Origin of the sequence: Streptomyces sp. NBC_00572, from assembly GCF_026341815.1 — a bacterium.
Classification (GTDB): domain Bacteria; phylum Actinomycetota; class Actinomycetes; order Streptomycetales; family Streptomycetaceae; genus Streptomyces.
Genome location: NZ_JAPENX010000001.1, coordinates 728542 through 741529, shown reverse-complemented (window position 1 = coordinate 741529; position 12988 = coordinate 728542). Strand labels below are relative to the sequence as shown.

The 12988-nt window shown below is 71.2% G+C and carries 8 protein-coding genes and 1 pseudogene; 4 read left to right on the top strand and 5 right to left on the bottom strand.

Annotated features, from left to right (window positions below; genetic code table 11):
* Nucleotides 1–3: 3 nt before the first annotated feature.
* The 4 genes from OG514_RS03440 to OG514_RS03425 form a co-directional block, all read right to left on the bottom strand.
* Complete coding sequence (locus OG514_RS03440; protein WP_266890680.1) at nucleotides 4–933, bottom strand: branched-chain amino acid ABC transporter permease; 930 nt, start codon at nucleotides 931–933, stop codon at nucleotides 4–6.
* A gap of 97 nt (nucleotides 934–1030) precedes the next feature.
* Nucleotides 1031–2266, bottom strand: coding sequence for a branched-chain amino acid ABC transporter substrate-binding protein (locus tag OG514_RS03435; RefSeq protein ID WP_266890678.1), 1236 nt, complete (start codon nucleotides 2264–2266; stop codon nucleotides 1031–1033).
* 547 nt (nucleotides 2267–2813) lie between these two features.
* On the bottom strand, nucleotides 2814–3308 hold the full coding sequence (locus tag OG514_RS03430) for a PaaI family thioesterase (protein ID WP_266890676.1): 495 nt from the start codon (nucleotides 3306–3308) through the stop codon (nucleotides 2814–2816).
* 65 nt (nucleotides 3309–3373) lie between these two features.
* Nucleotides 3374–5656 carry an FdhF/YdeP family oxidoreductase gene (locus tag OG514_RS03425; protein ID WP_266890674.1) on the bottom strand — a complete coding sequence of 761 codons (2283 nt, stop codon included), beginning with the start codon at nucleotides 5654–5656 and terminating at the stop codon, nucleotides 3374–3376.
* A 187-nt stretch (nucleotides 5657–5843) separates the two neighbouring features.
* On the opposite strand from OG514_RS03425, the gene polA reads away from it, so the two are divergent.
* Nucleotides 5844–8501 carry a DNA polymerase I gene (polA, locus tag OG514_RS03420; RefSeq protein ID WP_266900737.1) on the top strand — a complete coding sequence of 886 codons (2658 nt, stop codon included), beginning with the start codon at nucleotides 5844–5846 and terminating at the stop codon, nucleotides 8499–8501.
* Between the two features lie 179 nt (nucleotides 8502–8680).
* Nucleotides 8681–9343, top strand: a pseudogene (locus OG514_RS39325) (serine hydrolase); the annotation flags it as partial.
* A gap of 217 nt (nucleotides 9344–9560) precedes the next feature.
* On the opposite strand, the gene OG514_RS03410 reads toward OG514_RS39325, so the two are convergent.
* A complete protein-coding gene (locus tag OG514_RS03410; RefSeq protein ID WP_266900736.1) occupies nucleotides 9561–10469 on the bottom strand; it encodes a DUF4184 family protein in 909 nt (302 codons plus the stop codon).
* Nucleotides 10470–10813: 344 nt separating this feature from the next.
* On the opposite strand from OG514_RS03410, the gene OG514_RS03405 reads away from it, so the two are divergent.
* Entirely contained in the window at nucleotides 10814–12634 is a 1821-nt protein-coding gene (locus OG514_RS03405; RefSeq protein ID WP_266890672.1) for a lytic transglycosylase domain-containing protein, read from the top strand.
* A gap of 211 nt (nucleotides 12635–12845) precedes the next feature.
* Nucleotides 12846–12986 (top strand): SPW_0924 family protein, encoded by a 141-nt coding sequence (locus OG514_RS03400; RefSeq protein ID WP_106975990.1) that lies wholly within the window; start codon nucleotides 12846–12848, stop codon nucleotides 12984–12986.
* Nucleotides 12987–12988: the final 2 nt, after the last annotated feature.

The following is a 12988-nucleotide window of genomic DNA, read 5'->3' as shown; positions in this document are numbered from 1 at the left end:
TGCTCACGCCCTGTCCGCGACGCGCTCGCCGAGGAGGCCTTGTGGCCGGGCGAGGAGTACGACGATGAGGAGTACGAAGGCCCAGACGTCGGCCCAGGACTGGCCGCCGAGCTGCTCCATACCGGGGATGTGGCTGATGTACGCCGTCGCCATGGTCTCGGCGATACCGAGGACGACTCCGCCGATCATGGCTCCGTAGATGTTGCCGATACCGCCGAGGACGGCGGCCGTGAAGGCCTTGAGTCCGAGGAGGAAGCCCATCTTGTAGTCGACGACGCCGTACTTGAGGCCGTAGGCGACGGCGCCGACGGCGGCCATCGCGGCACCGAGGGCGAACGCGATCACGATGATCCGGTCGGTGTTGACGCCCATGAGCTTCGCGGTGTCCGGGTCCTGCGCCGTGGCCTGCATGCCGCGACCGGTGCGGGTGCGCATGACGAAGAAGGCGAGGAAGGCCATGCAGATCGGGGCGGCGATCAGGAGGAAGACGTCGCCGGTCTGGATGGTGACCGGGCCGAGCTCGATCGGGCCGCCGGGGATCTGCGGGAAGGTCCGGGCGGACTTCGCCTCCGGGTACAGGGACCAGACGGCCTGCTGGAGGGCGAGCGAGAGACCGATGGCGGTGATGAGGGGGGCGAGGCGTGGGCCGCCGCGGAGCGGACGGTACGCGAGCCGTTCCGCGCCGACGGCTATCGTCGTCGCGACGAGAATGGCACCGATGATCATGAGGGGCAGTGCGACCCACATGGTGGTGCCGGCGGGCAGGATGAGCCAGACCGTGAGCGCCCCGAAGCCGCCGGTCATGAAGATCTCGCCATGGGCGAAGTTGATGAGCTGGACGATGCCGTAGACCATCGTGTAGCCGACGGCGACGAGCCCGTACATGGATCCCAGTAGCAGGCCGTTGACCAGCTGCTGCGGCAGTTCGTTCACCGCATTGTCCTCCGAGACTTTCGACGGATGTGACACCGCGCGGGGAGCCAGGTGCGGCCCCCCGCGCGGTGAAGGTGGTGCTGAGTGGTGGGGTTGATCAGCCGCCGAAGGTGCCGGACTTGACCGGCTTGAAGGCGCCGCCCTCGACCTTGTAGACCGTCAGCTGCTTGTTGGTGGTGTCACCGAACTCGTCGAAGGCGACCGAACCGGTCACGCCCTCGAAGGAGACGCCCTGCATGGCCTCGACGACCTTGGCGCGCTCGGGGACCTTGCCGCCGTTGGCCTCGGTGGCCTTCTTGACGGCCTCGATGATCGCCCAGGTCGAGTCGTAGGCGTAGCCGCCGTAGGCCTCGTAGGCCTCCTTGTAGCCACCGGTCTTGTAGTCGGCCAGGAACTCCTTGGCCGAGGCGAGGGACTCGATCGGTGCGCCGACGGAGGTGGCGATGTCGCCGTTGGTCGCGGCGGCGCCACCGAGCTTCACGTACTCGGGGCTGTAGATCGCGTCGCCACCGACGACGACGACCTTCGCGCCGGCTTCCTTGATCTGCTTGGCCAGCGGGCCGGCGGCCGGGTACTCGCCACCGTAGTAGACGACGTCGGCGCCGGAGCTCTTCACCTTGGTGGCGACCGCGGAGAAGTCCTTGGTGTCCGGGTTGATGTGCTCGGTGCCGAGGACCTTGCCGCCGAGCTTCTCGAACTCGCCCTTGAAGGTGCCCGCGAGGCCGGCGCCGTAGGTCTTCTTGTCGTCGATGATGAAGGCCTTGGTCTTCTTGGCCTCGTTGAAGACGTACTGGGCGGCGAACGGGCCCTGGATGGCGTCCGTGGTGGCGGTACGGAAGTACGACTTGTAGCCGCGCTTCTTGTCGCCGGTGCTCCAGTTGACGCCCTGGCTCAGGGACGGGTTGGTGTTGGCCGGGGAGACCTGCACCAGCTTCGCGTCGTCGAAGACCTTCTGCATCGACTCGGAGACCGAGGAGTTCAGCGGGCCGACGACGCCGATGACGCCCTTGTCGGCGACGAACTTGGTCGCGTTCTGCTGACCGGCGGAGGGCTGGGCCTGGTCGTCCAGGGACTCCAGCTTGAAGGTGACGCCCTTGACGTAGGACTTCTTGTTGGCCGTCTTGACCGCCAGGTCGGCCGAGTTCTTGATGCCGAGGCCGAGGGCCGACAGCTCGCCCGTGAGGGGCGCGTCGAGACCGATGGTGACGGTGACGTTGCCGCCGTCACCGTTCTCGGCGGCGCCACCCTTGTCGTCGCGCGAACCACAGGCGGTGAGGGTGAGTGCTCCCGCGGTGACCGCGGTGGTGAGTATGAGCATCGAACGGTTTCGCACGAAGGGTCCTTTCCCTGGCGCGGCCCCCTCGGATGAGGCGGTGCCGTGAAGCTGCGGAGCGAGGGGTGCCGTTTTGGAACGCCGGGCCGTACTGGAGTTGGTACAGGGCCGTGCAGTAGAACGCGCCCGGCGGCGCGGTGACTGGCGGTGACTCTAAGCGCAGGTGGGGAGGGTCGGGGAGCGCCGAGGACAGGATGTGACTGTCTTGTTATGCCGACGAGGGAAGAGTGTGCGCGTCGCCTGGGAATACCAGGACATAGGGGTCTGTAATGCGGTGTTCACATAGTGAGAACGCGCAGTTCCGCTAAGGGGCTTGAGCGATTCTTGGTACTGACGGTCCGCTCAGCGGACTCTCCGGATATCGGACAACGGCAGAAACCTGAGCGGACGAACCGGCCCCTCCGCTTCGGTATGTGCCACATCTTGTGCATGTGACACAGCGTGACGAAAACGGGGGTGGAGAGCCGCTCGGGAACGCCGAAGGGGCGGCACCCGTAGGTGCCGCCCCTTGGTCGTGCGTCGCTGGTCAGACCGCCTGTGTCACCGCTCAGGCGTTCCGGGTGTCCGGAATGCTGGACGCGTCCTTCGCGGTGACCTCACGCAGCAGACACGTCAGCCGCGCCGTGCAGACCCGCTTGTCCTGCTCGTCGGTGATCACGATCTCGTACGTGGCGGTCGACCGCCCGCGGTGCACCGGCGTCGCCACACCGGTCACCAGGCCGCTGCGCACCCCGCGGTGATGGGTGCAGTTCAGGTCGACGCCCACCGCGATCTTCGACACCCCGCCGTGCAGCATCGAGCCGATCGAGCCCAGCGTCTCCGCGAGCACGGCCGACGCGCCGCCGTGCAGCAGACCGTACGGCTGGGTGTTGCCCTCCACCGGCATGGTGCCGACGACCCGCTCGGCGGAGGCCTCGAGGATCTGGACTCCCATCCGGTTCCCCAGGTGCCCGGCCGAGAAGAGCGCCGGGAGGTCGACGCCCAGCGCCGCGTACTCGTCGAGGACCTCCTGCGGGAACTTCACGTGCTGCTGCTCACCCATGCCCGGCTCCGTTCGTTTCGTACGTCTTCGTACGGCTGGTCTTCCTGAGCTGCCTGAGCAAACGCTTAGGCGGAGGCGGATTCTTCCAGACGGACGATCACGGACTTGCTCGCGGGGGTGTTGCTGACGTCCGCCGTCGACTCCAGCGGCACCAGCACGTTCGTCTCCGGGTAGTAGGCCGCGGCGCAGCCCCGGGAGGTCGGGTAGTGCACCACCCGGAAGCCGGGCGCCCGCCGCTCGCTGCCGTCCGTCCACTCGCTCACCAGATCCGCGTACGCCCCGTCGGCGAAGCCCAGAGCGGCGGCGTCCTCGGGATGGACCAGGACGACCCGGCGGCCCCCCTTGATGCCCCGGTAGCGGTCGTCCAGGCCGTAGATCGTGGTGTTGTACTGGTCGTGCGAGCGCAGCGTCTGGAGCAGCAGCCGGCCCTCCGGCACCCTCGGGTACTCCACCGGCGCCGCCGTGAAATTGGCCTTGCCGGTCTTCGTCGGGAAGCGGCGCTCGTCGCGCGGTCCGTGCGGCAGCCGGAAGCCGCCCGCGTTCGCCGCCAGACGGGCGTTGAAGTCCTCGAAACCGGGCACCACGCGCGCGATGCGGTCCCGGATCGTGGCGTAGTCGGCCTCGAACTCCTCCCAGGGCGTGGCCGATCCGTGGCCCAGGACGGCGCGGGCCATCCGCGCCACGATCGCCGGCTCGGACAGCAGGTGCGGGCTCGCGGGCGGCAGATTGCCCCGCGAGGCGTGCACCAGGCTCATCGAGTCCTCGACCGTCACGAACTGCTTGCCGCTCGCCTGCACGTCCTTGTCGGTACGCCCCAGGGTGGGCAGGATCAACGCGCGCGTGCCCGTGACCGCGTGCGAGCGGTTCAGCTTCGTCGAGACGTGGACGGTCAGCCGGGCACGGCGCATCGCCGCCTCCGTCACCTCCGTGTCGGGCGTCGCCCCCACGAAGTTGCCGCCCATCGCGAAGAACACCTTCGCCTCGCCGTCCCGCAGCGCCTGGATGGACCGGACCACGTCGAAGCCGTGGTGGCGCGGCGAGACGATCCCGAACTCCTTGTCCAGGGCGTCGAGGAAGGCGGCCGCGGGGCGCTCGAAGATGCCCATCGTGCGGTCGCCCTGCACGTTCGAATGGCCGCGCACCGGGCAGACCCCGGCGCCCGGCCGGCCGATGTTGCCGCGCAGCAGGAGGAAGTTGACGACCTCGCGGATCGTCGGCACCGAGTGCTTGTGCTGGGTGAGGCCCATCGCCCAGCACACGACGGTCCGCTCCGAGGCGAGCACCATCTCCAGGACCCGCTCGATCTCCGCCCGGTCCAGTCCGGTCGCGGCCAGCGTCTCGTCCCAGTCGGCCTCCTTGGCCGCCGCCACGAACTCCTCGTAACCGTGGGTGTGTTCGCGTACGAACTCCTCGTCGACCGCCCCGGCCGTCTCCAGGACCAGCTTGTTGAGGAGCCGGAAGAGTGCCTGGTCGCCGCCGATCCGGATCTGGAGGAAGAGGTCGTTGAGCGCGGCGCCCTTGAGCATGCCCTGCGGGGTCTGCGGGTTCTTGAACCGCTCCAGGCCCGCCTCGGGCAGCGGATTGACCGAGATGATCCGCGCGCCGCCCGCCTTGGCCTTCTCCAGGGCCGACAGCATGCGCGGGTGGTTCGTGCCCGGGTTCTGCCCCGCCACGATGATCAGGTCGGCCCGGTGCAGGTCCTCCAACGAGACACTGCCCTTGCCGATGCCGATGGTCTCCGTCAGCGCCGAACCCGAGGACTCGTGGCACATGTTGGAACAGTCCGGCAGGTTGTTCGTACCGAACTCGCGCGCGAAGAGCTGGAAGAGGAACGCCGCCTCGTTGCTCGTCCGCCCCGAGGTGTAGAAGAGCGCCTCGTCGGGGGAGGCGAGCGCCCGGAGCTCCTCGGCGATGATCGCGAAGGCCCGCTCCCAGCTCACCGGCTCGTACCGGTCGCCGCCCTCCGGAAGCAGCATCGGCTCGGTGATCCGGCCCTGCTGGCCCAGCCAGTACCCGCTGCGGGTCGTCAGGTCCGCCAGCGGGTGCGCGGCGAAGAACTCCGGGGTCACCCGGCGCAGCGTCGCCTCCTCGGCGACCGCCTTCGCCCCGTTCTCGCAGAACTCGGCGACATGCCGCTTGTCCTCCTCGGGCCAGGCGCAGCCGGGACAGTCGAAGCCGCCCTTCTGGTTGACCTTGAGCAGGGTCCGCGCGGTGCGCCGCAGCCCCATCTGCTCCTGGGCGATCCGCAGGGTGTGCCCGATGGCGGGCAGCCCGGCGGCGGCGTGCTGCGGCGGCGTGACCTGCGGTGCGTCCTGGACCGGGTCGCCGACCGGCGGCTTGCTGACCATCGCGCTCTCCCTTGAGCGGTAATCCTGCGCGTACGTCTCCGATCCTGTCACGCGGTGGCGACAGCCCGGCACCCCGCCGGTGCGGGCGGGATCGGTGGGCGGGATTGTCAGTCGTCCGTGGCAGGATCGTCATGTGGCCGAGACAGCATCGAAGAACCCCGCAGACACCCGCCCCCGCCTGCTCCTCATGGACGGGCACTCGCTCGCGTACCGGGCGTTCTTCGCGCTGCCCGCGGAGAACTTCACCACCGCGACCGGACAGCCGACGAACGCGATCTACGGGTTCGCCTCGATGCTGGCGAACACGCTGCGCGACGAGGCGCCCACGCACTTCGCCGTCGCCTTCGACGTGTCCCGCAAGACCTGGCGGTCCGAGGAGTTCCCGGAGTACAAGGCGAACCGCTCCAAGACCCCCGACGAGTTCAAGGGGCAGGTCGAACTGATCGGCGAGCTCCTCGACGCGATGAACGTTCCGCGCTTCGCCGTCGACGGCTTCGAGGCCGACGACGTCATCGCCACCCTCACCACCCAGGCCGAGGCCGAGGGCTTCGACGTCCGGATCTTCACCGGCGACCGGGACTCCTTCCAGCTGGTCTCCGACCGCACCACCGTGATCTACCCCACCAAGGGCGTCTCCGAGGTCACCCACTTCACCCCGGAGAAGGTCCAGGAGAAGTACGGCCTCACCCCCTCCCAGTACCCCGACTTCGCGGCCCTGCGCGGCGACCCGTCGGACAACCTGCCCGGCATCCCCGGCGTCGGCCCGAAGACCGCCACCAAGTGGATCAACGAGTTCGGCTCCTTCGACGCGCTCGTCGAGCGCGCCGAGGAGGTCAAGGGCAAGGCCGGCCAGAGCCTCCGCGACCACCTGGAGTCGGTCAAGCTCAACCGCCGCCTGACCGCGATGGTCACCGACGTCGAGCTGCCGAAGGGCGTCACCGACCTCGCCCGCGAGCCGTACGACCGCGGGGCCGTCGCCCTCGTCCTCGACACCCTGGAGATCCGCAACCCCTCGCTGCGCGAGCGGCTCCTCGCCGTCGACCCGGGCGCCGCCGAGGACACCGCCCCGGCCCCGGAGGCGGGCGTCGAGATCGACGGCACCGTCCTCGGCGCCGGTGAGCTCGCCCCCTGGCTCGCCGAGCACGGCACCGAGCCCCTCGGCATCGCCACCGTCGACAGCTGGGCCCTCGGCACGGGGAACGTCGGCGAGATCGCCCTCGCCGCCGCCGGAGGCGCCGCCGCCTGGTTCGAGCCGAGCACGCTCGACGAGGCCGACGAGCAGGCCTGGGCCGCCTGGATCTCCGATGCCGAGCGGCCGAAGGTCATGCACAACGCCAAGGGCGCCATGCGGGTCTTCCCCGAGCACGGCTGGAGCATCGCGGGCGTCACCATGGACACCGCCCTCGCCGCCTACCTCGTCAAGCCCGGCCGGCGCTCCTTCGCGCTCGACGCGCTCTCCGTCGAGTACCTCCACCGCGAGCTCGCCCCCGCGGCCGCCGCCGACGGCCAGCTCGCCTTCGGCGCCGACGACACCGCCGAGGCCGAGGCCCTCATGACCCAGGCGCGGGCCGTCCTCGACCTCGCCGTGGCCTTCGAGGAGAAGCTCGGCGAGGTCGGCGCCCGTGAGCTCCTCCACGAGGTCGAGCTGCCCACCTCCGCCCTCCTCGCCCGCCTGGAGCGGCACGGCATCGCCGCCGACCGCGACCACCTGGAGGCCATGGAGCAGCAGTTCGCCGGCGCCGTCCAGCAGGCCGTGAAGGAGGCGCACGCCTCCGTCGGCCACGAGTTCAACCTCGGCTCGCCCAAGCAGCTCCAGGAGGTCTTCTTCGGCGAGCTGAACCTGCCGAAGACCAAGAAGACCAAGACCGGATACACGACGGACGCGGACGCGCTCGCCTGGCTGGCCGGCCAGACCGAGCACGACCTGCCCGTGATCATGCTCCGCCACCGCGAGCAGGCCCGGCTGCGCTCCACCGTCGAGGGCCTCATCAAGACCGTCGCCGCCGACGGCCGGATCCACACCACCTTCAGCCAGACCGTCGCCGCCACCGGCCGTCTCTCCTCCACCGACCCCAACCTGCAGAACGTGCCGGTACGGACGGACGAGGGCCGCGCCATCCGGCACGGCTTCGTGGTCGGCGAGGGCTTCGAGGCCCTCATGACCGCCGACTACAGCCAGATCGAGCTGCGCGTCATGGCCCACCTCTCCGAGGACGAGGGTCTCCTGGAGGCCTTCACCTCCGGCGAGGACCTCCACACCACGGTCGCCTCCCAGGTCTTCTCCGTCGAGCGGTCCGCCGTCGACGCCGAGATGCGCCGCAAGATCAAGGCCATGTCGTACGGCCTGGCCTACGGCCTCTCCGCCTTCGGCCTCTCCCAGCAGCTGAACATCGACCCGGGCGAGGCCCGCGGCCTGATGGACACCTACTTCGAGCGCTTCGGCGGGGTACGGGACTACCTGCGCCGGGTCGTCGACGAGGCCCGCGCCACCGGCTACACCGAGACGATGCTGGGCCGTCGCCGCTACCTGCCCGACCTCAACAGCGACAACCGCCAGCGCCGCGAGGCCGCCGAGCGGATGGCGCTCAACGCCCCGATCCAGGGCACGGCCGCCGACATCGTGAAGGTCGCCATGCTGAACGTCGACCGGGCGCTGACGGAAGCGGGCCTCGGCTCCCGGATGCTCCTCCAGGTCCACGACGAAATCGTGCTCGAACTCGCCCCCGGCGAGCGCGAGCAGGTCGAGGCCCTGGTCCGTGAGCAGATGTCGGCAGCGGCCGACCTCCGCGCCCCCCTCGACGTCTCGGTAGGCGTAGGCCACGACTGGGACTCCGCGGCCCACTGACGACGGAGCCCGGGGGAGGGCGGCCACGTGGAACGGCGCCCTCTGCCGGGCCCAGGCTTCCGGGCCTGAACCCGCACCACGGGGGCGCCGCGCAGGGAGGGCGGGCCCGGCCCCGCAGGTGTGCGCCAGGTGGACCAGTAAGGGAGCGGCCCCACGACCCCGCTCCCGAAACTGGCAGCATGTTCACGAGCCGCCGCCGCTCCCACCTCCGCGCCTGGGCCCTGCTGAGTACCCTCCTCAGCGCGTCAGGTACCACGTGGCCGGCCGAGGCCGAGGCACACCGCGCACCCGCACTCTGCACCTCGACCCGTGACCCCACCCTCGCCGCCCGCCTGTCCCAGGACATCGCGGCCGCGCTCAAGGACCGCCACGGCCAGGTGTCCGTCGCCGTCCACGACCCCGGGCGCGGACTGCGCTGCGGGCTCGGCGACACCCTGGCGTACGACTCCGCCAGCATCGCCAAGGTCCTCATCCTGCAGGCCGTCCTCGGACGCGCCGAGGAACTCGGCAGGGCGCCCACCGCGCTGGAGTCCCGGCGGATGAAGGCGATGATCACCACCTCCGACAACACCGCCGCCACCGAACTGTGGGAGGGCCTCTCCCGCGCCCGGCTGAACAGGGTGCTGCGCGAGGCCGGAGCCCAGGACACCGTCCTCGGCCGCGCCCGCTACTGGGGCCTCACCCGCACCACCGCCCGGGACCAACTGGCCCTGCTCGCCGCCGTCTCCCGCCGCACCGAGGCGATGAACCTGATGGGCCGGGTCGTCCGCCACCAGGCCTGGGGCGTCACCGCGGGCGCGCCCCGTACGGTCAAGGTCCACCTCAAGAACGGCTGGCTGCACCGCGCCACCCATGCCTGGCGCGTCCACAGCATCGGCATCGCACGACCGGCGGCGGGCACCACGGACACCGAGGCGGTCGACTACCGGATCGCCCTCCTCAGCCACGACAACCCCACCCTGCGGTACGGCGTCCGCACCCTGGAGGGCGTCTCGCTCGCCGTGCACCGCAGACTCTCCGGCGCCGCAGCGGCCCGCGGTTTCACCCCGCCGGAGAAGATCAGCGAGATCCCTGACGGGAGCGCTCCGCACGAGGGGCCGGGCGGCCCTCACTCCCGGGCGCCGGGGGAGGGGTGGCCGGAGCCGCCGGCCCCGGATCCGGCGCTGCTCCCAGGAGGCGCGCCCCCGTCCCGTACAGCACGAGCCCGACGGCGAGCCCCGCGCCGGCCCCGAAGCAGGCCGTCGGAATGACGTCCAGGGGCGTCTCGATCCGGTCCCAGCCCCAGTACGCCGCCCAGCGCAGCACCCGGTGGGCGACCCCGGCGAGGACGCAGCCGCCGATGAGCCCGGCCGCGAGCAGCCGTCCGCGCCGACCCGGGACCCGCACCCGGGCCGGCAGCTCCCCACCCGGGGCGGTGGACCGGAGGGCCCGCGCCGTGAACCAGCCGAGGAGCCCCAGGGCCAGCGCCGAACCGCCGTACTGCGCATAGAGATAGACGGGGAACCCGGCCACGATGTCACCGAGGAACGGGATCATCCGGGTCCCCCAGCGGTCGAGGTGGGTGAACGAATCCCACACCACATGGGTCGTCGAGCCGACGACGGCGGAGAGACCGAACCACCCGGCGAGCACGGCCGCGTGCCGGTCGCGCCACACGTCGCCCCGGACGAGCCCGTACACCCGCCCGCGCCACCGGGCGGGCAGCAGCGCCACGAGCGGCTCACGCACGGTCAGCCACAGGGCCACGAGCGCGGCGGTGATCAGCACGTCGGCCGTGACGATCCCGACGGGGGAGTGGGTCACGTCCCCGAGGACCATCGCCCCGGGGAAGGCCGTCGCGGCGAAATAGGTCATGTCGGGCGCGAAGGAGCCCGCGACGAGAGCGGACGCGACCAGCGGTCCGCGCGCGGTCCCGTTCCGGCGCAACCCGGGCAGCACGGCAGCGGCATGGCTCAGCGTGAACGGCAACGGGAGTTCCCCCAGGATCCGGTGGTGACGGCCGGGGTGCATCATCGGCCGCAGTGCAAGAGGCGCCTGACCCTCCGCCCGGTTCCCACGGCAGGGGCGCCCGGTCCTCCGTCTCTGCCCGATCGTTGCCCGGATGTGCCTGGTTCTCCGCTCCGGCTCCCGCCGGAGCCCCCGACCGGTCGCCCTCCGTGCCTGGTCGGGGAGGTCTGCAGGCAGCCGAGAGGTGACGAAAGCGTGAAAGCCGGTCAGGCGCCGGTGCCCGGTGGTCCGGAGTTGGCATAGGGTCGCCGGAGGTCTGACGCGGGGAGCGTGGGACCTCAGTCGAGGGGGAAGGGACCACGGACATGTCAGCGCACTTGAGCCGCAGGCTGCGCAAGGGGGCCACCAGCGGTGCGGTGGTGGCTGCGGCGGTCGCTGCGCTCGCCGCCTCGCAGGCGCCGGAGATGGCCACGCCGCCCGCCGACAACGCCGGCGGTGACCGGACCATCGGCGCCGGGGACACCGCGCCGCCGTCCGGCGACGGCTCCGCCACCGGCGACTCGCCGTACTACACGGCACTGCCCCCGCTGGCCACGCCGAACAAGCCGGGGGCCGCCACCAACCTGCCGGTCATCACCGGGCCGGCCGAGGCCGGCATACCCGCGTCCGTGCTCTCCGCCTACAAGCGCGCCGAGCAGTCGATCCGTTCGACCGCCCCCGGCTGCAACCTGCCCTGGCAGCTGCTCGCCGGGATCGGCAAGGTCGAGTCCGGACAGGCGAGCGGCGGCCGGGTCGACGCCAACGGCACGACGCTCAAGCCGATCCTCGGCCCCGCCCTCGACGGCAACGGGTTCGCCCTCATCGCCGACACCGATCGAGGCGCGTACGACGACGACACCAAGCACGACCGTGCCGTCGGCCCGATGCAGTTCATCCCGTCCACCTGGGCCACCTGGGGCCAGGACGCGAACAGCGACGGGAAGAAGGACCCGAACAACATCTACGACGCCGCGCAGGCCGCCGGTCTCTACCTCTGCGCCAACGACCGCAACCTCGCGCTCAAGGCCGACCTCGACCGGGCGATCCTCAGCTACAACCGCTCGACGGAGTACCTGAACACGGTCCTGTCCTGGTTCACGTACTACCAGCGCGGCACCCACCAGGTCCCGGACGGCACGGGAGTGCTGCCGGTCGACCGCAGCGACGACCGGGGGCAGGGCAACCGCCACCGTCCCACCCCGCCGCTCTCGCCCTCCCCGACGCCCCCCGCTCCGAAGCCGTCCGAGCCGGGCGCCCCGAAGCCCTCTCCGACGAAGCCGGGCGGGCCCTCGGAGGTCACCCCGTCTCCGACGAAGCCGGTCACGCCGACCAAGCCCCCGGTCACTCCGCCGACGAAGCCGCCGATCGTCCCGCCGGCCGTCAAGGTCGCGCGACTCGCGACCGTCTCCACCGGAGAACTGACCGCGACCACCGAGAGCGCCTTCGCCAAGGCGGTGACGGTCGCGGCCCTCGACGCCTCGGGCACGCCGGTCACCGGGGTGAGCATCCGCTTCGAGATCACCGGCACCACCGACACCCGCTTCTCCGGCGGCGCGACGACCGCCACCGTCACCACCGGATCGGCCGGCCTCGCCGCCGCCCCCGCGCTGCGGGCGGGCGAGAAGACCGGGCCGTTCACGGTCAAGGCCACCGTCGTGGGCAACAGCACGAAGGCGGCGGCGTTCACGGCGACCGTGACCGAACGCCGGGCGGACACCCTCGCCCGAGTCGCCGGTGACCCCCTGTCGGCCACCACCGGCACCGCCTTCACCCAGCCCGCGCAGGTGAAGGCCACCGACAAGGGCGCGCTCGCCCCCGGTGTGCTCGTCACCGCCGTGATCGTCGCCTCCGCGACGGACACCGAGGAGAGCGCCGAGGGCCCGTACTTCAAGAGCGCGGCGGGCAACGTCCGTACGCTCGTCCTGAAGACCGACGCCAACGGCCTGATCTCCCTCAAGGACCTCTTCGCGGGCGACAAGGCCGGCGAGTTCGTGCTGCGCCTGACCGCGCCCGGCGGTGGGAAGACGGAGATCGAGCTGACGGTCACCGCACCCACCCCGACCCCGGAGCCGACCCCGACTCCGACCCCGGAGCCGACGCCCTCCGGCACCGGCTCGCCCGAGGCCTCCCCCTCGCCCTCGGCCTGACGCACCCGCCGCCCGCGCGGCCCGCGTTCCCCTCGCGCCGTTCCTCCGCCCCACCGGGCGGAGGGGCGGCGCTTCGCGTTCCCCGGTCGCGACCGTCCGGTGACACGACGGTCCGACGGTGTCCCGGTGCAACGTGTTCTCATCTCGCGGCCGCGTTGCTACGGTGCCCCCGCCCTGACGACCTATCAGATCACACCCCGGGAGGCCGACCATGCGCGCCCTCGTCGCCGCCGCCATCGGACTCGCCCCAGTCCTCCTCTTCGTCCTCCTCGTCTCCGTGGTCGATCTGCCGCCCGACGGACCCACCTCGCCCAAGCCACTGCTGACCGCCGATCCCGGCCCCAAGAAGTAGGG

Excerpts from the sequence above, each read along its gene's own strand:
- OG514_RS03430 (WP_266890676.1), bottom strand. The coding sequence starts at position 3,308 with ATGGGTGAGCAGCAGCACGTGAAGTTCCCGCAGGAGGTCCTCGACGAG.
- OG514_RS03425 (WP_266890674.1), bottom strand. The coding sequence starts at position 5,656 with ATGGTCAGCAAGCCGCCGGTCGGCGACCCGGTCCAGGACGCACCGCAG.
- polA (WP_266900737.1), top strand. The coding sequence starts at position 5,844 with ATGGACGGGCACTCGCTCGCGTACCGGGCGTTCTTCGCGCTGCCCGCG.
- OG514_RS03400 (WP_106975990.1), top strand. The coding sequence starts at position 12,846 with ATGCGCGCCCTCGTCGCCGCCGCCATCGGACTCGCCCCAGTCCTCCTC.
- OG514_RS03405 (WP_266890672.1), top strand. The coding sequence starts at position 10,814 with ATGTCAGCGCACTTGAGCCGCAGGCTGCGCAAGGGGGCCACCAGCGGT.